General features: G+C 63.9%; 17 protein-coding genes and 4 pseudogenes. 10 read left to right on the forward strand and 11 right to left on the reverse strand.

Annotated elements, in window-relative coordinates; genetic code table 11:
* Nucleotides 1–42 precede the first annotated feature (42 nt).
* The gene (locus tag AS156_RS38605; protein WP_066500989.1) at nucleotides 43–1011 is read left to right on the forward strand and encodes an IS481 family transposase; all 969 of its coding nucleotides are present in this window, start codon (nucleotides 43–45) and stop codon (nucleotides 1009–1011) included.
* A gap of 610 nt (nucleotides 1012–1621) precedes the next feature.
* Here the strand turns inward: AS156_RS38605 and maiA are convergent.
* The 4 genes and pseudogenes from maiA to metF all read right to left on the reverse strand — a co-directional run bounded on the left by maiA (nucleotide 1622) and on the right by metF (nucleotide 7274).
* Entirely contained in the window at nucleotides 1622–2281 is a 660-nt protein-coding gene (maiA, locus tag AS156_RS38610) for a maleylacetoacetate isomerase (protein WP_066515610.1), read from the reverse strand.
* A gap of 216 nt (nucleotides 2282–2497) precedes the next feature.
* Nucleotides 2498–3840: pseudogene (locus AS156_RS45480) on the reverse strand (vitamin B12 dependent-methionine synthase activation domain-containing protein); the annotation flags it as partial.
* A 1-nt stretch (nucleotide 3841) separates the two neighbouring features.
* Nucleotides 3842–6356: pseudogene (metH, locus tag AS156_RS38615) on the reverse strand (methionine synthase); the annotation flags it as partial.
* 3 nt (nucleotides 6357–6359) lie between these two features.
* On the reverse strand, nucleotides 6360–7274 hold the full coding sequence (gene metF, locus AS156_RS38620; protein ID WP_066515611.1) for a methylenetetrahydrofolate reductase [NAD(P)H]: 915 nt from the start codon (nucleotides 7272–7274) through the stop codon (nucleotides 6360–6362).
* 393 nt (nucleotides 7275–7667) lie between these two features.
* On the opposite strand from metF, the gene AS156_RS38625 reads away from it, so the two are divergent.
* Nucleotides 7668–8684, forward strand: coding sequence for an LLM class flavin-dependent oxidoreductase (locus tag AS156_RS38625; protein WP_066515612.1), 1017 nt, complete (start codon nucleotides 7668–7670; stop codon nucleotides 8682–8684).
* A gap of 150 nt (nucleotides 8685–8834) precedes the next feature.
* Here the strand turns inward: AS156_RS38625 and AS156_RS38630 are convergent, their stop codons facing one another.
* The 3 genes and pseudogenes from AS156_RS38630 to AS156_RS38635 all read right to left on the reverse strand — a co-directional run.
* The gene (locus AS156_RS38630; protein ID WP_066515618.1) at nucleotides 8835–9695 is read right to left on the reverse strand and encodes a prephenate dehydratase; all 861 of its coding nucleotides are present in this window, start codon (nucleotides 9693–9695) and stop codon (nucleotides 8835–8837) included.
* 21 nt (nucleotides 9696–9716) lie between these two features.
* A pseudogene (locus AS156_RS45485) lies at nucleotides 9717–9918 on the reverse strand (3-deoxy-manno-octulosonate cytidylyltransferase); the annotation flags it as partial.
* Between the two features lies 1 nt (nucleotide 9919).
* Nucleotides 9920–10461: pseudogene (locus AS156_RS38635) on the reverse strand (3-deoxy-manno-octulosonate cytidylyltransferase family protein); the annotation flags it as partial.
* A 201-nt stretch (nucleotides 10462–10662) separates the two neighbouring features.
* Between AS156_RS38635 and AS156_RS38640 the strand changes: the two are divergent.
* The 6 genes from AS156_RS38640 to AS156_RS38665 all read left to right on the forward strand — a co-directional run bounded on the left by AS156_RS38640 (nucleotide 10663) and on the right by AS156_RS38665 (nucleotide 19149).
* Entirely contained in the window at nucleotides 10663–11211 is a 549-nt protein-coding gene (locus AS156_RS38640) for a c-type cytochrome (RefSeq protein ID WP_066515620.1), read from the forward strand.
* A gap of 222 nt (nucleotides 11212–11433) precedes the next feature.
* Nucleotides 11434–13335 carry an extracellular solute-binding protein gene (locus tag AS156_RS38645; RefSeq protein ID WP_066515623.1) on the forward strand — a complete coding sequence of 634 codons (1902 nt, stop codon included), beginning with the start codon at nucleotides 11434–11436 and terminating at the stop codon, nucleotides 13333–13335.
* 16 nt (nucleotides 13336–13351) lie between these two features.
* Nucleotides 13352–15223, forward strand: coding sequence for an extracellular solute-binding protein (locus tag AS156_RS38650; protein WP_066515625.1), 1872 nt, complete (start codon nucleotides 13352–13354; stop codon nucleotides 15221–15223).
* Nucleotides 15224–15226: 3 nt separating this feature from the next.
* Nucleotides 15227–16336: a microcin C ABC transporter permease YejB gene (locus AS156_RS38655; protein ID WP_066515627.1), complete on the forward strand. Its 1110-nt coding sequence runs from the start codon at nucleotides 15227–15229 to the stop codon at nucleotides 16334–16336.
* Complete coding sequence (locus AS156_RS38660) at nucleotides 16336–17520, forward strand: ABC transporter permease (protein ID WP_066515632.1); 1185 nt, start codon at nucleotides 16336–16338, stop codon at nucleotides 17518–17520. The genes AS156_RS38655 and AS156_RS38660 overlap by 1 nt, the downstream gene beginning before the upstream one ends.
* A 3-nt stretch (nucleotides 17521–17523) precedes the next feature.
* On the forward strand, nucleotides 17524–19149 hold the full coding sequence (locus tag AS156_RS38665; protein ID WP_066515634.1) for an ABC transporter ATP-binding protein: 1626 nt from the start codon (nucleotides 17524–17526) through the stop codon (nucleotides 19147–19149).
* A 114-nt stretch (nucleotides 19150–19263) separates the two neighbouring features.
* On the opposite strand, the gene AS156_RS38670 is transcribed toward AS156_RS38665, so the two are convergent.
* Nucleotides 19264–20106, reverse strand: coding sequence for a C40 family peptidase (locus AS156_RS38670; RefSeq protein WP_066515647.1), 843 nt, complete (start codon nucleotides 20104–20106; stop codon nucleotides 19264–19266).
* Nucleotides 20099–21460, reverse strand: coding sequence for a leucyl aminopeptidase family protein (locus AS156_RS38675; protein WP_066515649.1), 1362 nt, complete (start codon nucleotides 21458–21460; stop codon nucleotides 20099–20101). Before AS156_RS38675 ends, AS156_RS38670 begins: the two co-directional genes overlap by 8 nt.
* Nucleotides 21461–21557: 97 nt before the next feature.
* On the opposite strand from AS156_RS38675, the gene AS156_RS38680 reads away from it, so the two are divergent.
* On the forward strand, nucleotides 21558–21764 hold the full coding sequence (locus AS156_RS38680) for a hypothetical protein (RefSeq protein WP_066515651.1): 207 nt from the start codon (nucleotides 21558–21560) through the stop codon (nucleotides 21762–21764).
* Nucleotides 21765–22149: 385 nt separating this feature from the next.
* On the forward strand, nucleotides 22150–22971 hold the full coding sequence (locus tag AS156_RS38685; RefSeq protein WP_066515654.1) for a tetratricopeptide repeat protein: 822 nt from the start codon (nucleotides 22150–22152) through the stop codon (nucleotides 22969–22971).
* A 195-nt stretch (nucleotides 22972–23166) separates the two neighbouring features.
* Here the strand turns inward: AS156_RS38685 and AS156_RS38690 are convergent, their stop codons facing one another.
* Nucleotides 23167–24141: a type II secretion system F family protein gene (locus AS156_RS38690; protein WP_066515656.1), complete on the reverse strand. Its 975-nt coding sequence runs from the start codon at nucleotides 24139–24141 to the stop codon at nucleotides 23167–23169.
* A 9-nt stretch (nucleotides 24142–24150) separates the two neighbouring features.
* A complete protein-coding gene (locus AS156_RS38695) occupies nucleotides 24151–25128 on the reverse strand; it encodes a type II secretion system F family protein (protein WP_066515658.1) in 978 nt (325 codons plus the stop codon).
* Nucleotides 25129–25130: the final 2 nt, after the last annotated feature.

The following is a 25130-nucleotide window of genomic DNA, read 5'->3' on the forward strand; positions in this document are numbered from 1 at the left end:
AAGCTGAGGTTGCGAAACTTCAGTGTTCCCCGGAGAGACCAGATGAACATCCACAAGAATGCGCCTTTGACGCCGAAAGGTCGAGAGGCGATGGTGCGGAGCGTGATCGAGGGCGGCCTGACGAAGGCCACAGCCGCGCTCCAATTCAATGTGACGGCAAAGACGGTCGCCAAATGGGTCAAGCGCTTCCGCGCATTAGGCGTCGATGGTTTGCGGGATCGTTCCTCGCGGCCTCATTCATTGCCAAGCCAAACCCCGGCAGCCACATGCGCCGCTGTCGAGACGTTCCGCCGGCAGCGCCACACCGGCAAACAGATCGCGCTCGAAGTTGGGGTCTCCGCAGCAACCGTCAGCCGTATCCTGCGCCGACTCGGTTTGAACAGGCTGGCTGCCCTGGAGCCGGCCGAGCCGATCCGGCGCTATGAGCGCCAGCATCCTGGTGAACTGATCCACATAGACATCAAAAAGCTCGGCAAGTTCAATCGGATCGGCCATCGGATCACCGGCGATCGACATGGGTCGAGCAATCTGCGTTCTCGCCGTCAAGGGCCAGGCTGGGAATACGTACATGTCTGCATCGACGATGCGTCACGGATCGCTTTCAGCCAGGTCATGAAGAACGAGCGAAAGGGTTGCGCCATCGCTTTCCTCAAGGCGGCCGTGGCCTACTACGTGAGCCTCGGCGTGAAGGTACAGCGCGTCATGACCGACAACGGCGCGTGCTACAAATCCTTCGCCTTCCTAAGGGCGTGTAAGCGCCTCGGCCTCAAGCACATCCGCACCAGGCCCTATACACCCAAAACCAATGGCAAGGCCGAACGCTTCATTCAAACCAGCCTACGAGAATGGGCCTATGCGCAGGCCTACAACACCTCAGCAGAAAGAGCAGCCGAGTTGCCACGATGGCTTCATTGCTACAACTGGCATCGTCCTCATGGCAGTATCGGCTCAAAGCCACCGATCAGCAGACTCGGATTGACCGGGAACAACCTCTTGAGGCTCCACACCTAGTGGCAGGTGTCCCCCCGCAAAACGCGAAAGCGTTTTTGCGGAGGGCGGTGACAAAACAGCCCAGTCTCACCGGGGAGAGTACGTATAAGCCGTAAACCATCGCGCAGGGAAAGCCGGATTGCTCCGGTTACACCTGTGGTCCTACCTCCCGCGTTTTTTACTACGCGGGACCCATGGGTGCGATCGGCACCCGGCTTTCCCTGCGCCCTCTGCTTGAAGGGAGGGCGGAAAGTGAACCAAAGCTCGGACAGCTTATGTCGCGAGAATGCGGATGTATGACTCACCGGCGGTACAACACATTCGGTGTCGTCCCAGCGAAAGCAGGGACCCATAACCACAAATGGTCATTGTTGAGCGACCGCTGGAACGACGAGGCCCATCAACAACATCCATCGCGGAGTATGGGTCCCTGCTTTCGCAGGGACGACGATGTCGTGAGAGTGACGCAAATCAACTTCAGGCGCCGGCGTCTCTGGAATACTGGATCACCCGCATGCGCGGGTGGTGACACTGAGCAAGCTGTTTGACAATTGAATACGTCTGCCATCGTCGGGGTTGCCGCCGTGACGATTGCAGAAGGCATCGTCGCGAACGACGGCTCGACCGCGCACTACTTCGCCCGTATCGCTTCCGGCGTATCCGGCTGCACGGAGGGATGTGCCTTGGCGAAAGCCGGCAGGGCCATCGCGGTTTCGTGGATGCGCTTCACGGTCGGCCAGGGCGACAGGTTGATCTGCTGGTTGACCGCCGCGGTGACATGGCTGACCAGGCAGATGTCGGCGAGACCGGGCGTGTCGCCGTGGCAGAATTGACCGGTCGCCTTGTGGCCGGCGAGGTGGCCTTCGAGCGCGGCGAGCGTCTCGACCGTCCAGTGCCGTCGCCAGGCGCTTTGCTGGCTGTCGCGCAAGTCCAGCTCGCGGTCGAGATAGCGCCGCACCCGCGGCGTCAGCAGCGGATGGCCCTCGCAGGCAACCATCTGCGCGAGCCCGCGGACTCGGGCGCGGCCGAGCGCGCCGGCCGGCAGCAGCGCTGGAGTCGGATGGGTCTCGTCGAGATAATCGATGATCGCGAGCGATTGGACCAGCACGGTGCCGTCATCGGTCACCAGCGCTGGCAGCGCCATCTGCGGATTGACCTTGCGGTAGGCATCAGTGCGGTGCGCATCCGCATCGATGTCGACCAGGATCACCTCGACCGGCACCTGTTTCAGGTTGAGCGCGATCCGCACCCGAAAGCTCGCCAGCGACCGCCAGAAGGAGAAGAATTGCATGGGCCCCTCAGGTGTCATGCCCGGGCTCGACCCGGGCATCCATCGTTCAGAAAGTGTCCTTGAAGATGGATCGCCGGGTCAAGCCCGGCGATGACAAGTGTCGGAGAGGTGATGATGCTTCCCTCTCCCCCTGTGGGAGAGGGCGGACGCGATGCGACAGTGTCGCGGATTGCATCCGCGACACCTTCTCCCACAAGGGGAGAAGGGAAGGAAGAGCTACCCCGCGCCGACCTTCTTCTTGCGCCAGGCCAGATGCACGGCGCAGGTACAGCCCGGCGGGTGCGAGGCGAGTTCGGTGGCGTCGTTGGCGGGCGTGGCGGCCGGAGCGATCGCGGGCTCCTTCGCGCCATCCTTCGACGGGATGTAGTTCAGGATAGGCGCGAGCCAGCGCTCGATCTCGGCGGGTGTCATGTCCTTGCGCGCGGCGTAGTCCTCGACCTGGTCGCGCTCGATCTTGCCGACGCCGAAATAGAAGCTCTCGGGATGCGAGTAGTAGAGCCCGGAGACCGAGGAGCCCGGCCACATCGCAAAGCTCTCGGTGAGCTTCACGCCGGCGGTGTTCTCGGCATCGAGCAGCGCAAACAGCGTCCGCTTCTCGGTGTGGTCAGGCTGCGCCGGATAGCCGGGCGCGGGACGGATGCCGTCGTACTTCTCGAGGATCAGTTCGTCCGAGGTCCAGGTCTCGTCCGGTGCATAGCCCCAGAACTCCTTGCGCACGCGCTGGTGCATGCGCTCGGCAAACGCCTCGGCGAGGCGGTCGGCCAGCGCCTTGCACAGGATCGAGGAGTAATCGTCATTGGCGTTCTTGAACCGGTCGGCGACCGCATCCTCGCCGATGCCGGCCGTGACGACGAAACCGCCGATATAGTCGGCCACGCCCGACTCCTTCGGCGCGATGAAGTCCGACAGCGCGGCGTTGAAGCGGCCCTCGCGCTTCTCGAGCTGCTGGCGCAGCGTGTGGAAGGTCGCGATCCTCTCCTTCCGCGTCTCGTCGGCATAGACCTCGACGTCGTCGCCGACGGCATTCGCCGGCCAGAAGCCGATGGTGGCGCGGGCGGTGAACCACTTCTCCTTGACGATCGTGTCGAGCATCTTGCGCGCGTCGTCATAGAGCGAGCGGGCGACCTCACCGATCTTGGGATCGTCGAGGATCGCGGGGAAGCGGCCGGCCAATTCCCAGGTCTGGAAGAACGGTGTCCAGTCGATGTAGGAGGCCAACTCGGCGAGGTCGTAGGCGTCGAAGCTCTTTTGCCCGAAGAAGGTCGGCTTCTTCGGCGGCACGGCAGCAAAGTCGATCGCGACCTTGTTGGCGCGCGCATCAGTGAGCTTCAGCCGCTTCTTGTCGGCCTGGGCGCGGAAATGCGCCGCGGAGATCTTGGCATATTCGGCGCGCACCTCGGTGGCATAGGCCTGCTTCTTCTCTGGCGACAGCAGCGAGGAGGCAACGCCGACCGCGCGGCTGGCGTCGTTGACATGCACGACCGGTCCGCCCCGATAGTTCGGATCGATCTTCACGGCGGTGTGCACGCGGCTCGTGGTGGCGCCGCCGATCAAGAGCGNGGTTCAGGCCCTGCCGTTCCAGCTCGGCCGCCAGAAAGCTCATCTCGTCGAGCGAGGGCGTGATCAGACCGGACAGGCCGATGATGTCGGCGTTCTCTGCCTTGGCGGTCTCGATGATCTTGTTGGCAGGTACCATCACGCCGAGGTCGATGACCTCGAAATTGTTGCACTGGAGCACGATGCCGACGATGTTCTTGCCGATGTCGTGGACGTCGCCCTTCACGGTCGCGAGCACGATCTTGCCCGCGGCGCTACGGCCGTCGCCGGTGACGCCATTGGCGAGGTTGCGCGCCTTCTCCTCCTCCATGAACGGCATCAGATAGGCGACCGCCTGCTTCATCACGCGCGCCGACTTCACGACCTGCGGCAGGAACATCTTGCCGTCGCCGAAGAGGTCGCCGACCACGTTCATGCCGGCCATCAGCGGCCCCTCGATGACGTCGAGCGGGCGGGAGGCGTTCTGCCGGGCGGACTCGGTGTCTTCCTCGATGAACTCGGTGATGCCGTGCACCAGCGCGTGGGAGAGCCGCTTCTCGACCGGCCATTCACGCCAGGCGAGATCCTGCTCCTTGGCCTGCTTCTCCTTGCCGCGGAACTTCTCGGCCAGCGCCAGCAGCCGCTCGGAGGCGCTCGCGTCGCGGTTGAGGATGACGTCCTCGCACACCTGGCGCAGCTCGGGGTCGATGTCGTCATAGACGATCATCTGCCCGGCATTGACGATGCCCATGTCCATGCCGGCCTTGATGGCATAGTACAGGAACACCGAGTGCATCGCCTCGCGTACCGGCTCGTTGCCGCGAAACGAGAAGGAGAGGTTGGAGACGCCGCCGGAGATATGGGCGCCGGGCAGGTTCTGCCGGATCCAGCGTGTCGCCTCGATGAAGTCGACGCCGTAATTGTTGTGCTCCTCAAGGCCGGTCGCGATCGCGAAGATGTTCGGATCGAAGATGATGTCCTCGGGTGGGAAGTCGAGCCGGTTGACCAGGATGTCATAGGCGCGCTTGCTGATCTCGGTCTTGCGCTTGAACGTGTCGGCCTGACCGGTCTCGTCGAACGCCATCACCACCACGGCGGCGCCGTGGCGCTTGGCGACCGTCGCTTCGTGGATGAACTTCTCCTCGCCTTCCTTCAGCGAGATCGAGTTGACGATCGGCTTGCCCTGGATGCACTTCAGGCCGGCCTCGATGACGTGGAATTTCGAGGAGTCGACCATCACGGGCACGCGCGCGATGTCAGGCTCGGCGGCGACGAGGTTGAGGAATGTCACCATCGCCGCTTCGGAATCGAGCAGGCCCTCGTCCATGTTGACGTCGATGACCTGGGCGCCGTTCTCGACCTGGTCGCGCGCGACCTGAAGAGCCGCGGTGTAGTCGCCCGCAGTGATCAGCTTGCGGAAGCGAGCGGAGCCGGTGACGTTGGTGCGTTCGCCGACGTTAACGAAGGGGATCGCATCGGTCAGCGTGAACGGCTCCAGGCCGGAGAGCCGCAGTCGCGGCTCGATCACGGGCACCACGCGCGGCTTGTGCGGCGCGACGGCGTTGGCGATCGCCGCGATATGGTCGGGCGTGGTGCCGCAGCAGCCGCCGACGATGTTGACGAGGCCGGAGGCGGCGAACTCGCCGATCAGCGGCGCCATGTACTCGGGCGTCTCGTCGTACTGGCCGAACTCGTTGGGCAGGCCGGCGTTCGGATACGCACAAACCAGCGTATCGGCGACGCGGCCGATATCGGCGATGTGGCCGCGCAGATCCTCGGCGCCGAGCGCGCAGTTGAAACCGATGGTGACAGGCTTGGCGTGCCGCACCGAGTGCCAGAATGCTTCGGGCAACTGGCCGGAGAGCAGGCGGCCGGACTTGTCGGTGATGGTGCCCGAGATCATCACGGGCACGTCGATGCCGCGCTCCTCGATGATTTCGGCGATCGCGTACAGCGCGGCCTTGGCGTTCAGCGTGTCGAAGATGGTCTCGACCAGCAGCATGTCGGCGCCGCCATCGAGCAGGCCGCGGGCCTGTTCGCCGTAAGCCTTGCGCAAATCGTCGAAGGTCACCGCGCGATAGCCGGGGTTCGACACGTCGGGCGAGATCGAGGCGGTGCGGTTGGTCGGGCCGAGCGCGCCGGCGACGAAGCGCTCCTTGCCGTCCTCGGCCGAGACGCGTTCGGCGGCAGCGCGGGCGAGCCGGGCGCCCTCGCGGTTCAGCTCATAGGCGAGGTCCGACATGTCGTAGTCGGCCTGCGCGATCGAGGTCGAGGAGAAGGTATTGGTCGCAACGATGTCGGCGCCGGCACGCAGATAGGCGGCGTGGATGTCCTCGATCGCCTGCGCCTGCGTCAGGATCAGGATGTCGTTGTTGCCCTTGATGTCGCGGTGGAAGTCCTTGAAGCGCTCGCCGCGGAAGGCGGCTTCGTCGAACTGCAGCCCCTGGATCATGGTGCCCATGGCGCCGTCGAGCACCAGGATGCGCTCACGGGCAGCCGCGAGCAAAGCGTTACGCTTGGGAGAAACGGGAACGGTCATGGATCAGGCAGCCTTCTGCGTGCCATTCGGGCGGATGCCGAGCAAATGGCTGATCGCGAACACGAGGTCCGCGCGGTTCATGGTGTAGAAGTGGAAGGTGTCGACGCCGTGCTTGAACAGCTTCTGCACCTGGCCGGCGGCCACGGTGGCGGCGACCAGCTTGCGCGTCTCGGCGTCGTTGTCGAGGCCGTCGAACTTCTCGGCGAGCCAGTCCGGCACGCTGGTGCCGGCGCGGGTCACGAAATTGCGGGCCTGCTTGAAATTGTGCATCGGCATGATGCCCGGCACGATCGGGATCTCGATGCCGCGTGCCCGCACGCGGTCGACGTAGCGGTAGTAGAGTTCGTTGTCGAAGAACACTTGCGTGATGGCACGCGTCGCGCCGGCGTCGACCTTGGCCTGCAGCGTGTCGATGTCGGCGTCGAAATCAGCGGCCTCCGGATGCTTCTCGGGATAGGCCGAGACAGAGATCTCGATGTCGGCGTGACGCTTCTTGATCCCGGCGACGAGCTCGGCCGAGCTCTGATAGCCGTCCGGATGGGTGAAGTAAGGCGTGCCGATGCCGCCCGGCGGATCGCCGCGCAGCGCCACGATGTGGCGGACGCCGACCTCGTGATAGCGGTCGACGATCTCGTCGATCTCGCCCCGCGAACTGCCGACGCAGGTCAGATGCGCGGCCGGCAGCAGGGCGGTCTCGCGCAGGATGCGGGTGATGGTCGAATGGGTGCGCTCACGGGTCGAGCCGCCGGCGCCATAGGTCACCGAGACGAAGTTCGGCGTCAGCGGCGCCAGGCGGTTGATGGTGTCCCACAGATTGCGCTCCATCTCCTCGGTCTTCGGCGGGAAGAATTCGAAGGAGATATTGGGAGTCTTCGGTGCATGGCGTCCGTTCGACGCGGGAGAAAGGGTCTCGGTCATGATACGCAAGGGCTCCGCAACGAGTGGGCAGACGTCTGGCCTGGATATGACGCCTAAGATAGGGAAAATGGACCAAATCAAACAGCCCATCGGGTATGGGAAATTGCCCATTGACGGTTGAAAATTGCTCAAAAGAGAACCGGTAAAGGTGCAAGTGGGAAGCTGATTCTAAATGCGGATGACATATATACTGTTGTTATTGATAATGAAATATGCGTCTTGGCGCGCGTCGACTCCTAAATAAGGTTGGGCAGAGCTGACCTTTCAATGAATTGTTTTATTTCGTCCCAAGGCAGGTGGCGCTGGGAGCATCCGGTACGGGCCTCGCGGCGCGGGCCTGATCTGCGCGGCCTGGGCCTTTGTCGGCCGATCGTACGACACTAGGCTGGCGCCATGATCCCGCTCTCCGTCCTCGACCTTTCTGTCGTCACCACCGGCACGAGACCCGCCGCCGCGCTGCGCAACAGCATCGATCTGGCACGCCATGTCGATGCGCTCGGTTATGTCAGGTACTGGCTTGCCGAGCACCACAATCTCGCTTCCGTCGCGAGCCCCGCGCCCGACCTGATGATCGGGCAGATCGCGGCGGTGACACAGAACATCCGCGTCGGCTCCGGCGGCGTGATGCTGCCCAACCATGCGCCCCTGGTGGTCGCCGAGCGCTTCAAGATGCTGGAGGCGCTGTTTCCCGGCCGCATCGATCTCGGCCTCGGCCGCGCGCCCGGCACCGATAGCGCCACGGCCTATGCGCTGCGCAGCCGGCTCGACCGCCGCGAGGGCGATGATTTTCTCGAACGGCTGCACGAGCTGACCCTGTGGGAGACGCGCGATTTCCCGGCCGGTCACCCCTACAACAAGGTGGTGGCGATGCCGGACGATTCGCCGCTGCCGCCGATCTGGCTGCTCGGCTCGAGCGATTATTCCGCCGAACTCGCCGCGCAGGTCGGGATGGGCTTTGCCTTCGCGCACCATTTTGCAACCCACGATGCGATCGCTGCGATGGTCAACTATCGCGCGCATTTCACGCCGTCGGGGTGGCGTGCCGCGCCGGCCGCGATCCTGGCCGTTGCCGTCGTCGCGGCCGAGACGGATGCGGAGGCCGAGAAGCTCGCGATGTCGATGGATCTCAACCGGCTGCGCCGCGACCGTGGCCAGTATCTGCCGCTGCCGAGCGTCGAGGAGGCGGAAGCCTATCCTTACACGGACGCCGATCGCGCCTTGATCGCCCGCAACCGCTCGCGTCTCTTCGTCGGCAGCCCGGCGACAGTGATGACGAAGCTGCGGCCGCTGATCACAGCGACCCAGGCCGACGAGTTGATGGTGATCACCGCGGTCTACGACCATGACGCGCGGAAGAAGTCGTACAGCCTGCTCGCCGAGGCGTTTGGGCTAAGGAAGAGGGCGGCATAACTGTCGTCGTCCCGGCGAAGGCCGGGACCCATACGCCGCGGCTTCAGCTGTCGAGCGAGGTGGTCATGGCCTTTCGTTTAACTAAGGTCGGTGGTTATGGGTCCCGGCCTTCGCCGGGACGACGTATGCGTGGAGGGCTGCGCGGGCGACTCAGTCCCGCGTTTCGCTGAACGTCGCACGGAAGGGGTGGCCGGGATAGACGCCGATGATGCGGAATTCGCGCGAGAAGAATTTCAGCTCCTCCAGCGCGAAGGCGAGCCCGCGGTCGTCGGGATGGCCGTCGACATCGGCGTAGAATTGCGTGGCGAAGAAATTTCCGTCGACCATGTAGCTCTCGAGCTTGGTCATGTTGACGCCGTTGGTGGCGAACCCGCCCAGCGCCTTGTAGAGCGCCGCCGGCAGGTTGCGCACCCGGAAGACAAAAGTGGTGACCAGCGGCCCCGACCCCTGCTCGGCCCATTTGGCCTCGCGCGCCAGCACCACGAAGCGGGTGGTGTTGTGGGCCTCGTCCTCGATGTCCTCGGCGAGGATATTGAGGCCGTAGATGTCGGCGGCGAGGCGGGAGGCGATCGCCGCCACGCTGGTGTCGCCGCGATGGGAGATGTCGCGCGCGCTGCCGGCGGTGTCGCCCGCGACGATCGGCCGGATGCCGAGCTTGCGGATCATGCGCCGGCACTGGCCGAGCGCGTGGACATGGCTCTCCACGGTCTTGATGTCGGCGAGCTTGGTGCCTTTGATCGCCATCAGCTGGTGGCGGATCGGCAGGAACCACTCGCCGACGATGAACAGGCCGGAGGCCGGCAGCAGATGATGGATGTCGGCGACGCGGCCGGCGACCGAGTTCTCGATCGGGATCATGCCGAGATCGGCCTCGCCCGACGAGATCGCGGCCAGCGCATCCTCGAAGGTCGGGCAGGGCATCGGCTCGGCGTCCGGATAGGCCTCGACGATCGCGATATGGGAATTGGCGCCGGGTTCGCCCTGGAACGCGATTTTCAGCTTCTTGGTCATGGTGGGCCTTTTACCAGCGGATCAGGCTTTTGCCAGTATCCGCCTGGTGGTTTCGAGATCGGCCGGGGTGTCGACGCCGCGCGGGACGGTGTCGACGATGGTGACGTCGATCCGCATGCCGGCCTCGAGCGCGCGGAGCTGTTCGAGCTTCTCCTGCAATTCCAGCCGGGAAGGCGGCAGGCGCACGAAGCGCTCGAGCGCGGCGCGGCGGTAGGCGTACAAGNAAGCCGATGTGATGGTAGCGCGGTCCGTCGCCATGGGGCGCGGTGGCGCGGGTGAAATAGAGCGCGCGGAGCCGGTTCGGACCGATCTGCGAGCCGACCGCCTTGACGACGCTGGGGGCCTGGTCCTCTTCCTCGGTATGGATCTGCGAGGCCAGCGTCGAAATATCGACGGCCGGATCGGCCAGCGGCGGCATCACGCTGCGAATGGTTTCGGGCGTGATGGTCGGGAAATCGCCCTGCAGGTTGACCACGATGTCGGCTGTCCCGTCCGGATCGAGGATCGTCATCGCCTCATGGACCCGGTCCGAGCCGGAGGGATGGTCGGCGCGGGTCATCACCACCTCGCCGCCGGCCGCCTTCACCACGTCAGCGATCTCGGCGGTGTCGGTTGCAACCGCGACCCGGCCGATCCGCGCAGCCTCGGCCCGCCGCAGCACGTGGACGATCATCGGCAGCCCGGCGATGTCCAAAAGCGGTTTTCCGGGCAGCCGCGTAGCGGCCATGCGGGCGGGAATCAGCACCAAGGTACGCGGTTCGGTCATTCGTGTCGGGGCCCGTCCGGCCTGCGGAAATTGATGGGGAGGGGGTCAAATCCGGCGCGTTTATACGGGTTGCCAGAGCGCGGGCAAACCGATATCTCAAACCTGCCTGGGGGGAGGCACGAATGGTCGATTCCCGGGTCCTTTCCCGCGGCCGTTTTCCCGGCCTGAAGTTGACATTCAAGGCCCGGAGCCTGACCCACAATGGACTCCTTCGAACTCAATAAGATTCTCGGTGCGCTTCTCGGCACCTGCATTGTTGTCTTGGTGACGAGCTTTACCGCCGGTGCAGTGTTCTCTGCGAAGGAGCCGGAGAAGCCGGGTTTCGAGATCGCAGTCAAGGAAGCGGCCCCCGCTGGTGGCGGCGAGGCCGCCGCGGCCAAGTCGGAGCCGATCGAGAAGCTGCTGCAGACCGCCTCGGTCGAAAAGGGCGCCGCCGCGGCCAAGAAGTGCCAGGCCTGCCACACCTTCGAGAAAGGCGGTCCGAACCGCGTCGGTCCGAACCTCTACGGCATCGTCAACGAGCCTCGTGGCGAAGGCCGCGGCTTCAACTTCTCGGCGGCCATGAAGGCCAAGGGCGGCACCTGGACCTTCGACGACCTCAACAAGTTCCTGACCAACCCGAAGGGCTTCATCCCGGGCACCGCGATGGGCTTTGCCGGCGTTCCGAAGGACAGCGAGCGCGCCGACATTATCGCCTTCCTGAACTCGAATTCGGAGCATCCCGCTCCGCTCCCGACGGCTTCGAAGTAATAACGATTTGCTTTTCGCGATCATGCGCGGACGAGACGGCCAGGCAATGCCTGGCCGTTTTCGCTTGGGCAATCGGGTGTCGCGGGACTGTTATCGGGACGTTTCGCCGCACCGACATCGTTCCCGGGTTATTATCATGAGGAAAAAGCAACGTAATTTGTCGAATCGTTGCCTTATATTGGGTCCCATGTAAGCGGGGGCCGCGAGCAGGAAAGACGAATTTTGGCGATCACCCGACGACATCTTCTTCAAGGCAGTGCGCTGGCCGCAATGGCTCCGGCGCTTGGGCTCAATCCCGGCTTGTCCACGGTCACGCCGGCATTCGCGGATGACGCCCCGAACGGGCTCAAATGGCGCCACGGCCTGTCGCTCTTCGGCAACGTCAAATACCCGGCCGATTTCAAGCGATTTGACTATGTCAATCCGGATGCCCCGAAGGGCGGTCTTGTCCGGCAAATTGCCATCGGCACTTTCGACAATTTCAATATCGTCGTCTCGGGCGTGAAAGGCTCCATCGCTGGCGGCGTCGCGATGGTCTATGAATCGCTGACGACGCCTTCGCTCGACGAAGTCTCGACCGAGTACGGATTGCTGGCGGAGGCTGCAAGTTATCCCGACGACTTCTCCTACGTCATTTACCGTCTGCGTCCTCAAGCAAAGTGGCATGACGGGGCACCCATTACCCCGGAAGACGTGATTTTCTCGCTCGGCGCCTTCAAGACGCATCATCCGATGTTTTCCGCTTATTACAGCCATGTAGTGAAGGCGGAGAAGATCAGCGATCGCGAAGTGAGGTTTGTCTTCGACATGCCGGGCAATCGCGAACTGCCGCAGATCGTGGGCCAACTGATGATCTTGCCCAAGCACTGGTGGGAAGGCACCGATGACCAGGGCCGTAAGCGTGATATTTCAGCGACAACGCTCGAGAAGCCGCTCGGGTCGGGACCGTATCGCATCAAGGAGTTTGTCGCGGGAAGGACTGTGACTCTCGAGCGAGTGAAGGACCATTGGGCACACGACGTCGCGACCAATGTCGGCTGCAACAATTTCGACGAGCTGCGCTACGAGTACTTCAGGGATCCGACGGTTGCGATCGAGGCGTTCAAGGGCGATCAGATCGATTGGCGTACGGAGAACAGCGCGAAGGCGTGGGCGACCGCCTATAGTTTTCCCGCTGTCACCGACAAGCGCGTGGTGCTGGAGGAGTTTCCGAACCGCAGTTCCGGCATCATGCAAGCCTTCGCGCCGAATCTGCGTCGCGCCAAATTCGCTGATCCGCGGGTGCGCCGGGCTTTGAACTTTGCGTTCGACTTCGAGGAAATAAACAAGCAGCTGTTCTTCGGCCAATACAAGCGCATCATCAGCTACTTCGACGGTGCCGAGGAACTGATGGCGACTGGCCTGCCGCAGGACAAGGAGCTTGCCATTCTCGAACCGTTGCGTGGACAGGTGCCAGCCGAGGTATTTACGACGGCCTACACGAATCCGGTCGGTGGAAATCCCGAGGCCGTGCGTGAAAATCTCCGCGAGGCATTACGTCTGCTGAAGGAGGCCGGCTACGAGGTGCGTGACCGCAAGCTGGTGAATTCAAAGAGCGGCGAGCCCTTCTCGATCGAATTGCTGAGCGAAGATCCGAATTTCGAAAGGGTCATGCTGGCCTACAAGCCCTCGCTCGAACGGCTTGGAATGTCGGTCAGTGTGCGCACAATTGATGCAATTCAATATGAAAACCGTCTGCGCGATTGGGATTTCGACATCGTTGTCGGGTCCTGGCCAGAATCCCTGTCTCCCGGCAATGAGCAGCGCGAATTCTGGGGAACGAAAGCCGCGGAAGCGCCGGGATCCCGCAACATCGTCGGCATCAAGAACCCCGCGATCGACAAGCTGATCGAGCGGGTGATTTTCGCGACGGATCGTGACGATCTTGTTGCTGCAACCAAAGCGCTCGACCGTGTGTTGTTGTGGAATCATTACGTGGTCCCGCAATGGAACTATCCCAAGGTGCGTACGGCGCGTTGGGATCGTTTCGGTCGCCCGGATCAGATGCCGAAATACGGTCTCTCGGGATTCCCGCTGATCTGGTGGTACGACGCCGACAAGGCGGCGAAGGTCAAGCGTTCATAACGTCAAGGATCCGCGCATGGTGCTATTTACCCGTCGGCACGCACTCGGTCTCGGCATCGGTGCGTTGAGTGCTGCAGGACTTCGCACAGCACCGGCAGCCGCCGACAACGGAACCGAGATGCATGGCATGTCGGTGTTCGGCGACCTGAAATATCCGGCAGATTTCAAGCAGTTCGACTACGTCAATACGAGCGCCCCGAAGGGCGGGGCCTTTTCGTTCATCCCTTCGGTGCGCGACAACAACCAGTCCTACTTCACCTTCAACTCGCTGAACGCCTACATCCTGAAGGGTGAGGGTGCGCAGGGCATGGACATGACGTTCGCGACATTGATGTCGCGCGCCAATGACGAGCCCGACGCGATGTACGGCTTTGCAGCGAAGTCGGTGCAGATCTCGCCTGACAAGCTCACCTACCGCTTCACCATGCGCCCCGAGGCGCGCTTTCACGACGGCTCGAAGCTGACCGCGCAGGACGTCGTCTTCTCGCTCACTACGCTGAAGGAAAAGGGCCATCCGCTGATCGTCGTGCAGTTGCGCGACTTCGTGAAGGCCGAGGCGCCCGACGATGCGACCGTCGTCGTGACCTTCGCGCCCAATCGCGCTCGCGACGTGCCGCTGTTCGTTGCGAGCCGGCCGATCTTCTCCAAGGCCTATTACGCGACGCGGCCGTTCGACGAAACGACGCTCGATACGCCGCTCGGCTCAGGGCCGTACAAGGTCGGCAAGTTCGAGGTCAATCGCTTCATCGAGTTTGATCGCGTCAAGGACTGGTGGGGCGCCGACCTGCCGGTCAACCGCGGCAGCTACAATTTCGATACCGTGCGCTACGAATTCTATCGCGATCGCGATGTCGCGTTCGAGGGCTTCACCGCGAAGAACTATCTGTTCCGCGAGGAGTTCACCGCCCGCGTCTGGGCGACGCGCTACGATTTTCCCGCGGTGAAGGACGGCCGCGTCAAGCGCGAGACGCTGCCTGACGACACGCCGTCCGGCGCGCAGGGCTGGTTCATCAACATGCGCCGCGACAGGTTCAAGGATGCGCGCGTGCGTGAGGCGCTGATCAACGCCTTCGACTTCGAGTGGACCAACAAGACCATCATGTATGATGCCTATGCGCGTACCGTATCGCCGTTCCAGAATTCGGACATGGTGGCGGAAGGGCCGCCCTCTCCGGAGGAGCTTGCACTGCTCGAGCCGTTCCGCGGCCAGATGCCGGACGAAGTGTTCGCCCTGCCCTACGTGCCTCCGATGTCCGACGGCTCCGGCCAGGATCGCACGCTGCTCCGCAAGGCCGCGCAACTGCTCAACGAGGCCGGTTGTGCCATCAAGGACGGCAAGCGCGTGCAGGCGAGCGGAGAGCCGTTCACGATCGAATTCCTCGTCGATGAGCCCTCGCTGCAGCCGCATCACGGGCCCTTCATCAAGAATCTCGGGACGCTCGGCATCGATGCGACGCTCCGCGTTGTTGACCCCGTGCAGTATCGCGCCCGGGTGGACGACTTCGATTTCGACATCACCATGCAGCGCTTCAGCTTCTCGGCGACGCCCGGCGACAGCATGCGGCCGTTCTTCTCGTCGCAGGCGGCGAAGACCAAGGGCTCCTACAATCTTGCGGGCATCTCCAGTCCTGTCATCGACGCGCTGGTCGAAAAGATCATCGGCGCGAACAACCGCCATGAGTTGACGATTGCCTGCCGCGCCTTCGACCGCGTGTTCCGCGCCGGCCGCTATTGGGTGCCGCAGTGGTATCGCAACACACATCCGATCGCCTATTGGGATCAGTTCGGTCATACCGAGAAGCTGGCGAAATACACCCAGGGCGTCGGTGCGCCTGAGAATTGGTGGTATGATGCGGCCAAGGCCGCGAAGCTCGAACAGGCGAAGTAGCCGATGAGCGCCTATATCGCCCGTCGCATTTTCCTGATGCTGCCGACGCTGCTGGGCATTCTGTTCGTCTCCTTCGTGGTCGTGCAGTTTGCGCCCGGCGGCCCGGTCGAGCGCGTCATCGCCCAGATCAACGGCGCCGATACCGGTGGCACCTCGCGCGTCTCGGGCGGCGGTGGTGATTTCGCTGCCCAGCGCGGCCAGGGCAGCGGCGCGGCCGCCGCGATCAACTCCAAATATCGCGGCGCACAAGGGCTGGATCCCGACTTCATCAAGAAGCTCGAAGTGCAGTTCGGCTTCGACAAGCCGGCGCCCGAGCGCTTTGCGCTGATGGTTTGGAATTTCGCCCGCTTCGATTTCGGCAAGAGCTATTTCCGCGACATCAGCGTGATCCAGCTCATCAAGGAGAAGCTGCCGGTCTCGATCTCGCTCGGGATCTGGATGACGCTGCTGACCTACCTGATCTCGATCCCGCTCGGCATCCGCAAGGCGGTGCAGGACGGGTCGCGGTTCGACACATGGACGTCGGCGGTGATCATCATCGGCTTCGCCATTCCCGGCTTCCTGTTCGCGATCCTGCTGATCATCCTGTTCGCCGGCGGCTCGTTCTTCAACATCTTCCCGCTGCGCGGCCTCACCTCGGACGGCTGGTCGCAATTCCCCTGGTACTGGAAGATCATCGACTATTTCTGGCACCTGACGCTGCCGATGATATCGATGGCACTCGGCGCCTTCGCCACCATGACGCTGCTGACCAAGAACTCGTTCCTCGACGAGATCCGCAAGCAGTATGTCATGACCGCGCGCGCCAAGGGCTGCAGCGAGCGGCAGGTGCTCTACGGTCACGTCTTCCGTAACGCCATGCTGATCGTGATCGCGGGTTTCCCGGGCGCCTTCATCCACGCCTTCTTCTCCGGCTCGCTGCTGATCGAGACCATCTTCTCGCTCGACGGCCTCGGCCTGCTCGGCTTCGAGAGCATCCTCAATCGCGACTATCCGGTTGTGTTCGGAACGCTGTTCATCTTTTCGCTGGTCGGACTCGTGGTCAATCTGATCTCCGATCTCGCTTACATGTGGATCGATCCGCGGATCGACTTCGAGGCGAGGGAGGTCTGATGGCGATGCTCGCTCCCCAGCCGGTCGAGACCTCGACGCAATCGCCGCTCGGCGAGACCGTGCCCGCCACGCAGCATGCTTTCTCGCCGTCGCCGCTGAACAAGCGGCGCTGGCAGAACTTCAAGGCGAATCGTCGCGGCTACTGGTCGTTCTGGATCTTCCTTGTGCTGTTCGTGACGTCGCTGTTCGCGAACGTCATCGCCAACGACAAGCCGCTGGTCGTCAAGTATGACGGCCATTACTACTGGCCGGTGCTGTTCAGCTATGCCGAGACCACCTTCGGCGGCGACTTCGAGACCTCGGCTGATTACCGTGACCCGTACCTGCAGAAGCAGATCGCGGCCAAGGGCGGCAGCATCGTCTGGGCGCCGATCCGCTATTCTTATGACACCCGTAACCTCGACCCGCCGACCTCCGTGCCGTCGAAGCCGACCTGGATGCTGACCGAGGCCGAGTGCAAGGACGTGGTGCAGCGGAAGGGCCTGAAGGGCTGCCGCGACCTCGAATATAACTGGCTCGGCACCGACGATCAGGGGCGCGACGTGCTGGCGCGGCTGATCTATGGCTTCCGTATCTCGGTGCTGTTCGGCCTGACACTCACGATATTCTCCTCGATCATCGGCGTCGCCGCCGGCGGCGTGCAAGGCTATTTCGGTGGCTGGATCGATCTCACCTTCCAGCGGCTGATCGAGATCTGGACCGCGATTCCCTCGCTCTATCTGCTGCTGATCATCTCGGCGGTGCTGCCGCCCGGCTTCTTCATCCTGCTCGGAATCCTGCTGTTGTTCTCGTGGGTCTCGCTGGTCGGGCTGGTGCGCGCCGAGTTCCTGCGTGGGCGCAATTTCGAGTATATCCAGGCGGCGCGCGCGCTCGGCGTCTCCAACGCCGTGATCATGTTCCGCCACCTGCTACCGAACGCGATGGTCGCGACCATGACGTTCCTGCCCTTCATCGTGTCGTCCTCGGTGATGACGCTCACCGCGCTGGACTTCCTCGGCTTCGGCCTGCCGCCCGGCTCGCCGTCGCTCGGCGAGTTGCTGTCGCAGGGCAAGGCCAATGTGCAGGCGCCGTGGCTCGGTCTCACCGGCTTCTTCTCGGTCGCGATCATGCTGTCGCTTCTGATCTTCATTGGCGAAGCGGCGCGCGATGCGTTCGATCCGCGCAAGACATTCTCGAAGGGTTGACGCATGGACGCCATCAACCAGCCCCTGCTCGACGTCCGCGATCTCTCGGTCGCGTTCGGCCGCTCGGTTGCGGTCGACGGGATCTCGTTCTCGATCAAGCGCGGCGAGTGCGTGGCGCTCGTCGGTGAATCCGGCTCGGGCAAATCCGTCAGCGCGCTGTCGATCCTGAGGCTGTTGCCCTATCCGACGGCCTCGCATCCCTCGGGCGCGATCCGCTTCCGCGGCCGCGACCTGCTCACGGCGTCCGACCGGGAGATGCGCGAGGTCCGCGGCAACGACATCTCGATCATCTTCCAGGAGCCGATGACCTCGCTCAATCCGCTCCACACCATCGAATCCCAGATCGGCGAGATCCTGTCGCTGCATCAGGGCATCGGCGGCACGGCGGCGAAGGCGCGGACGCTGGAACTGCTGCGCCAGGTCGGCATCCCCGAGCCCGAGACGCGGCTCAAGAGCTATCCGCATCAATTGTCGGGCGGCCAGCGCCAGCGTGTGATGATCGCGATGGCACTGGCCAACGAGCCTGACCTGCTGATCGCGGACGAGCCGACCACGGCGCTCGACGTCACCGTGCAGGCGCAGATCCTGTCGCTGCTCGCGGAGATCCGCACCCGGCTCGGAATGAGCATGCTGTTCATCACCCACGATCTCGGCATCGTCCGCCGCATCGCCGACACGGTCTGTGTGATGAACAATGGCAAGATCGTCGAGCAGGGGCCGGTCGAGCAGGTCTTCACCGCGCCGAAGCACGTCTATACCCGCGCGCTGCTTGCGGCCGAGCCGAAGCCCGATCCGGCGCCCCCGCAACCCGACGCGCCGGTCGTGATGTCCGCCGACAAGCTCAAGGTCTGGTTCCCGATCAAGCGCGGCTTGCTGCGCTCCACCGTCGGCCACATCAAGGCGGTCGACGGCGTCAGCCTTGCGGTGCGCAAGGGCGAGACGCTCGGCGTCGTCGGCGAGTCCGGCTCCGGCAAGACCACGCTGGGGCTGGCGCTGTTGCGGCTGATCTCGTCGGACGGTCCGATCGTGTTTCTCGGCAAGGACATCCAGGGCCTGCGCTTCAAGCAGATGCGGCCGTTCCGCCGCGACATGCAGATCGTATTCCAGGATCCGTTCGGCTCGCTCAGTCCGCGCATGTCGGTGGCCGATATCATCGACGAGGGGCTCGAGGTGCACCAGCCGCAGCTGTCGCGCGAGGAGCGCGAGGCGCGGGTGGTGAAGGCGCTGCAGGATGTCGGCCTCGATCCCGAGTGGCGCTTCCGCTATCCGCATGAATTCTCCGGCGGCCAGCGCCAGCGCATTTCGATCGCCCGTGCCGTCGTGCTGGAGCCGAACTTCGTCGTGCTCGACGAGCCGACCTCGGCGCTCGACATGCTGCTCCAGGCGCAGATGGTCGACCTGCTGCGCGACCTGCAGCGCAAACGCGATCTCACCTACATGTTCATCTCGCACGATCTGCGCGTGGTGGCCTCGCTCGCGAGCCACCTGATCGTGATGAAGTCAGGCAAGGTCGAGGAGGAAGGGCCGGCCTCCACGCTTTTCAAGAATCCGAAGAGCGAGTACACCCGCACGCTGTTCGCCGCAGCGTTCCGGCTTGAGACGGACGGCGAGGGAGCGGTGGCGACGTAGCCTTACACGTGTCATTCCGGGGCTCGTGAAGCGAGAACCCGGGATCTCCTTCCGCAAAACCTCTGGATTCCGGGTTCACGCGCTCTGCGCGTGCCCCGGAATGACAAGGCAGGGCTAAAGCCGCTTGATCGCCAGGACTTCGCTCCCCGCAGCCTTGATCCGCGCGATGGCCGCCTGCGTGGGTTCGATCACGGTTGCCATGTGATGCGCGTTGGCGTGCACGATGGTTGAGGCGTCGCGCGCGATCGCGACATGGCCCTTCCAGAAGATCAGGTCGCCGCGCTGCAGGTGCTTCTGCTCCGCCGCGCTCAATTCCCGGCCGAGTCCCTCCTGCTGCATGTCGCTGTCGCGCGGGCAGCCGGTGCCGGCGGCGGTCAGCGCGACCTGCACGAGGCCGGAACAATCGATCCCGAGGCTCGACTTGCCGCCCCAGAGATAGGGCGTGCCGACAAAGCGCTCGGCGATCGCGACAAAATCCCGCTCCATCGCATTGAGCGCGCCGACATGCAGGCGCGGCAGATGCCAGCCTTCGCGGGTCACCGCGAAGGGGCCGTCCTCGCGGATCACGGTCAGCTTGGTCCCCATCACCAGCGCGTCGGCCGGCGGCAGCTTGATCGAGGGGCCCGGGAAGGCGAGCGTGCGCAGCGCCGTCACCCTGTGGGTCGGCGCGGCCGCGGGGTCCATCAGCGCAGCGTCGGGAATCCAGCCGACATAGCCGTCGTCGACCAATTGGCCCCAGGCCCAGCCTTCGCCATTGCGGTCGTAGATCGTGACGCGCTCGCCCTTCAGCGCCTGCGTCATCAACTCGGCCTCGGCGGAGGGCGCCTTGCGCAACGGCGCGATGGCCTCGAACACCTCGAACTGCTCGCCCTCGACGAAGCGTGCCGCCTTGACCTTGCCCTCGAGATATTTCGCGGCGAGGTCGGCGCGGGCCGGGGTCAGGCGCGGGTCATGCATAGCGCTGGCTCAACAGCTTGTAGATCGCACGTGCGGCCTGGCACTCGCCGCCTTCGGGGCGCCCGGGTTTTGCCGAGGGCGTCCAGCCGTAGATGTCGACATGCAGCCAGCTTGTCGCCTGCTCGACAAAGCGCTGCAGGAACAGCGCGCAGGTGATCGAGCCGGCGAAGCCGCCGGACGGCGCGTTGGTGATGTCCGCGGTCTTGGAGTCGAGCCAGGCATCATAGGCCGACCAGAGCGGCAAGCGCCACAACGGATCGTTCTCGCTCCTCGCGTGGGCGGCAACGTCGCACGCCAGCGTCTCATCGTTGGTGTAGAACGGCGGCAAATCCGGGCCCAGCGCGACGCGTGCCGCGCCGGTCAACGTGCCCAGATCGACCAGGAGATCCGGCGTCTCCTCGTCGGCCAGCGCCAGCGCGTCGGCGAGCACCAGCCGTCCCTCGGCGTCGGTGTTGCCGATCTCGACGGTGACGCCCTTGCGCGACTTGAAGATGTCGAGCGGACGGAACGCGTTGCCCGCGACCGCATTTTCGACCGCGGGGATCAGCACGCGCAGCCGCACCTTCAGCCTGGCGTCCATCACCATCTGCGCCAGCGCCAGCACGTTGGCGGCGCCGCCCATGTCCTTTTTCATCAGCAGCATGCCGCTCGACGGCTTGAGATCGAGCCCGCCGGTGTCGAAGCAGACGCCCTTGCCGACCAGCGTCACCTTCGGATGCGCCGGATCGCCCCAGGTCAGATCGATCAGGCGTGGCGGACGCGTCGAGGCCATGCCGACGGCGTGGATCAGCGGAAAGCCCTGTTCGAGCGCCTCGCCGGTGATGCAGTTGAAGCTGGCACCGAACCGCGCCGCCAGATCGCGCGCGGCTTCCGCAAGCTCGGCTGGGCCCATGTCGTTGGACGGTGTGTTGATGAGGTCGCGCGCGAGCGCGGCCGCATCCGCCATGCGCGCGATATCGGCGGCATCGATGCCGTCGGGCGGCACGAGCCGCACATCGGGCGCCTCGTTCTTGCGGTAGCGGCCGAAGCGGTAGCAGCCGAGCGCGGCGAGCCTGATGTCATGGGGCGCGTTGGCAAAGCGGTAGACGCCCGGCGGCAGCAGACCGGGCAGCGCGCCCGGCCGGAACACATCGCGCGCCTTGTGGCTCTCGTCCTCGATACCGAACAGCACCTGCACGATGGCGCCGTCGGGTGCCGGCAATGTCAGGCATTTGCCGGGCTTGGCCGCAAAGCCGTTGGCTTCGGCGAATTGACGCGCCGGTGCCGGCAGCTCATTCCGGATCGCGTCCCATGTCGTCTTGGTAACGAAGGTGATCGGGATGGCGTTGGTTGCGTTCTCGAAGACGGACGGCATTGGCAAGCTCGGTCGTGGTAGCATCGCTCATCGCTAGTACACGCCTTTCGGCCGTTGTGGTAGGCTCCGCAAGCCGCAGCATCCGGGGAGGGCTGACATGGCCAAGAAGGGTCTCGACGGCAGGCACCGCGACAAGACGGGCCGCATCGACAAGAAGCACGGCAACACGCTGGTCGGCTCGCTGCGCAAGACCTATGGCGAGCATTTTGCAGCCGGCCGCCGCAAGGACATGATGCTGAAGACGCTGCTCGTCGAGACGGGCACCGAGTCATTGCACGAATATTTACGCAAGCATCACAAGTAGCAGGTCGTTCGATCGCATTTGTCGGTCGGTGTCACGACAAGCATCGCTTTCCCGGAGCGGGGACGCGATCGATATGGTGCTGAGAAGCGTCGGTGAATCCGCCGCGCGATCGCGCTGATCGCCGCGTCTGAAAAGTTGCGACAGGATTTTCGGGCAGCCCCGATCGGCTCATCTCTTCCGGCGCTCTCCCTGTGTCCACGACCGCAACCTCGCTGCGCTTCGGCGTGGGTAGGCAGACCGCCAAGATCCGTTCGCCGAGGTGGGTGCGGCCGGTTCCCGGCGACGCAAGGCCCTCCACCGGGAATTAACCGGGCGTTAGGGTTAACAGTCTATTGCTGGCGCGTTCGGCTCGATCATCTCGCCCGATTTCGTGAGTCAAAGTGCCATGCGTCGACAGTCCAACCTGGGCCGGCTTGTTGCCCGGTATCTCGCTTCCGCGGCGTTTGTGACGGTCCTGGCGGCAGGTCTCGGCGGTTGCCAGACCATGTCCGACGTGACGGGATCACTGACCGCCCGATCGGAACCGGCGTCCGATGATCCGCGCCGTTCCGTCGAGCTCTACGGCGACCGCTACCGCAAGAATCCGAAGGATGCCGCTATCGCGATCGCCTACGGCCAGGCCTTGCGGACCACCGGCCAGCGCGAGCAGGCTTGCGCGGTGCTGGAACAGGCAACCATCGCCAATCCCGGCAACAAGGCGGTGCTCGCCGCCTATGGCCGTGCGCTCGCCGACAACGGCAATTCGCAGACCGCATTCGACGTGCTGAGCCGCGCGCATACCCCTGACAATCCGGACTGGCGCATCCTGTCGGTCCAGGGAACCACCCTCGACAAGATGGGCCGGCACGAGGAGGCGCGCCGCTATTATGCGAGCGCGCTGCGGATCGTCCCGGACGAGCCGTCGGTGCTGTCCAATCTTGGCCTCTCCTACATGCTGACCAAGGATCTGCCCAAGGCCGAGGAGACGCTGCGCCGTGCCTATGCCGGTGCCCGCGCCGATGGGCGGATCCGGCAAAACCTTGCGCTCGTCGTCGGCCTACAGGGCCGCTTCGCCGAGGCCGAAAGCATCGTCAAGGCCGATCTGCCGGCGGCCGAGGCGGAAGCCAATGTCGCTTATCTGCGCGACATGCTGAACCGCAAGGACGGTCCGCGGATCTCATCGCGATCCGCGCCGGTGGTCGCCCAGGACGACCAGAACGACAACTGAGGCTGACATCAGGCCCCATTAAAAAACGCCGGGCAATGCCGGGCGTTTTCGTATCCGTGTGCCGGCGTCCCAGAGCGCGATGAGATCAGGTTGAATCGTCATCGCGCCTTAGTTTCTTGCTTGAGCATGATCTCCGCGCAAACGCTACGCGTTTGCCGCGAGGGAAAACCGCTTCAGACTTTTCCGGATCATGCCCTAATAGATCGCCGAGATCTTGATGTAGGACGGCCCGAGGATCACGATGAACAGACAGGGCAGGAAGAACAGGATCATCGGCACGGTCAGCTTGGGCGGCAGCGCCGCTGCCTTTTTCTCGGCCTCGTTCATGCGCATGTCGCGATTTTCCTGCGCCATCACGCGCAGGCTCTGACCGAGCGGCGTGCCGTAGCGTTCGGACTGCTGCAGAGCGAGGCACACCGATTTCACGCCCTCGAGCCCGGTGCGGCGGGCCAAGTTCTCATAGGCGGCCTTGCGATCCTGCAGGTAGGAGAGTTCGGCCGTCGTCAGCGCGAACTCCTCCGACAGCGCAAGCGACTGTCCGGCGATCTCGTTGGCGACCTTGCGAAAGGCGACTTCGACCGACATGCCAGACTCGATGCAGATCAGCAGCAGGTCGAGCGAGTCGGGGAAGGCGCGCTTGATCGAGAGCTGACGCTTGGTGATGGCATTCTTCAGGAACAGCATCGGCGCCTGGAGACCTGCATAGGTCGCCGCGACGCAGATGCCGATCTTGAGCGTGATCGACCAATTGGCTCCCGTGATGAAGAATGTGTAGACGATGGCGGCGATCAGCATCACGATCGGGGCGACCGCGCGCGCGAACAGGAAGGTGACGTAGGGGGCGTGGCCGCGATAGCCCGCCATCACGAGCTTTTCGAGCGCAGCCTCCTGGGCGAGCCATTTGGTGAGGTTCAGGTCGTCCACCACCTTGGAGACGATCTGTTTCGGCGTCTGCCGCAGCGCCACCTTTTCCGTCTTGGCGAGACGGTCGCGTTCGCGTTGCCGGATGCGTTCACGCTCGCTGGCGACGGACTTCATGCGCTTGTTGAGATTGCCGCCGGCGAACAGCGGCATCACCAGCGTATAGACCGTGGCGCTCGCCGCGAAGAAGGCAAGCAGCATGGTCATGAACCTGACGTCGTGGATCTTGGTCACAAGGAAATCGATCATGCTGCACCGTCAGAAATCGAAATTAATCATCTTCTTCATTACGAGAACGCCGATCGTCATCCAGATGGCGCAGAATACCAGCATCAGCTGGCCGGTCGGATTGGTCCACAACAGTGCGATGTAATCCGGTGTCGTGATGAACACGAGGAGCATCACAATTGGCGGAAGCGAGCCGATGATGCCGGCGGAAGCCTTGGCTTCCATCGACATGGCCTGGATCTTCTCGGCCATCTTCTTGCGGTCGCGCAACACCCGGGACAGGTTGCCGAGCGCTTCCGACAGGTTGCCGCCGGATTTCTGTTGGATTGCGATCACGATCCCGAAGAAGTTCGCTTCCGGCAGCGGCATGCGTTCGTAGAGCCGGGAGCAGGCCTCGGCGAGCGGCATGCCGATGGCCTGGGTTTCGATGATCGCGAGGAACTCGCTGCGCAGCGGTTCCGGCGAGTCACTGGCGACCACCTTGATGGATTCGAACAGCGGCAGGCCGGCCTTGATGCCGCGCACGATGACGTCGACAGCATCCGGCAGCGCCTTCAGGAACGCCTTTTCCCGCCGCTTCTTCAGGAAGCCGAGCAGCCAGCGGGGCAGGCCGAAGCCCATGGCAAAGCCGATGCCGGCTGCACCGAGCGGGCCGCCGCCGGCCAGGAATGCCGCGCCGAACCCGACCAGGCCGAGAACGCCGGAAATGATCCAGAACTTCTGCTCGGACCATTCCAGTCCAGCCTGCGAGATGCGCATGCCGAGCGGGACCTTCTTGTCCTTCTGGCTTCGCGCCTCGAGTTCCTTCAGCGATCCTTCGACCTGCTCGCGGCGCGAGCGTTGCGTGCGTTCGCCGCTGCGCGCGGCCGTGGGCTCGGTACGTGCCACGGATGCGCGGCGCGACTCGGCCTTCTTCTCGCCGGACAGATAGGGATACAGGAACACCCAGGCGAGACCGCCAACGGTCGTGGCGGCGAGGAAGGCCAGGGCAAGGGATTGCATTTGCATCG

Origin of the sequence: Bradyrhizobium macuxiense (genome assembly GCF_001542415.1) — a bacterium.
In the GTDB taxonomy this organism is placed as follows: Bacteria; Pseudomonadota; Alphaproteobacteria; order Rhizobiales; family Xanthobacteraceae; genus Bradyrhizobium; species Bradyrhizobium macuxiense.

Excerpts from the sequence above, each read along its gene's own strand:
- AS156_RS38605 (WP_066500989.1), top strand. The coding sequence starts at position 43 with ATGAACATCCACAAGAATGCGCCTTTGACGCCGAAAGGTCGAGAGGCG.
- maiA (WP_066515610.1), bottom strand. The coding sequence starts at position 2,281 with ATGCAATTCTTCTCCTTCTGGCGGTCGCTGGCGAGCTTTCGGGTGCGG.
- metF (WP_066515611.1), bottom strand. The coding sequence starts at position 7,274 with ATGACCGAGACCCTTTCTCCCGCGTCGAACGGACGCCATGCACCGAAG.
- AS156_RS38625 (WP_066515612.1), top strand. The coding sequence starts at position 7,668 with ATGATCCCGCTCTCCGTCCTCGACCTTTCTGTCGTCACCACCGGCACG.
- AS156_RS38630 (WP_066515618.1), bottom strand. The coding sequence starts at position 9,695 with ATGACCAAGAAGCTGAAAATCGCGTTCCAGGGCGAACCCGGCGCCAAT.
- AS156_RS38640 (WP_066515620.1), top strand. The coding sequence starts at position 10,663 with ATGGACTCCTTCGAACTCAATAAGATTCTCGGTGCGCTTCTCGGCACC.
- AS156_RS38650 (WP_066515625.1), top strand. The coding sequence starts at position 13,352 with ATGGTGCTATTTACCCGTCGGCACGCACTCGGTCTCGGCATCGGTGCG.
- AS156_RS38655 (WP_066515627.1), top strand. The coding sequence starts at position 15,227 with ATGAGCGCCTATATCGCCCGTCGCATTTTCCTGATGCTGCCGACGCTG.
- AS156_RS38660 (WP_066515632.1), top strand. The coding sequence starts at position 16,336 with ATGGCGATGCTCGCTCCCCAGCCGGTCGAGACCTCGACGCAATCGCCG.
- AS156_RS38665 (WP_066515634.1), top strand. The coding sequence starts at position 17,524 with ATGGACGCCATCAACCAGCCCCTGCTCGACGTCCGCGATCTCTCGGTC.
- AS156_RS38670 (WP_066515647.1), bottom strand. The coding sequence starts at position 20,106 with ATGCATGACCCGCGCCTGACCCCGGCCCGCGCCGACCTCGCCGCGAAA.
- AS156_RS38675 (WP_066515649.1), bottom strand. The coding sequence starts at position 21,460 with ATGCCGTCCGTCTTCGAGAACGCAACCAACGCCATCCCGATCACCTTC.
- AS156_RS38680 (WP_066515651.1), top strand. The coding sequence starts at position 21,558 with ATGGCCAAGAAGGGTCTCGACGGCAGGCACCGCGACAAGACGGGCCGC.
- AS156_RS38685 (WP_066515654.1), top strand. The coding sequence starts at position 22,150 with ATGCGTCGACAGTCCAACCTGGGCCGGCTTGTTGCCCGGTATCTCGCT.
- AS156_RS38690 (WP_066515656.1), bottom strand. The coding sequence starts at position 24,141 with ATGATCGATTTCCTTGTGACCAAGATCCACGACGTCAGGTTCATGACC.
- AS156_RS38695 (WP_066515658.1), bottom strand. The coding sequence starts at position 25,128 with ATGCAAATGCAATCCCTTGCCCTGGCCTTCCTCGCCGCCACGACCGTT.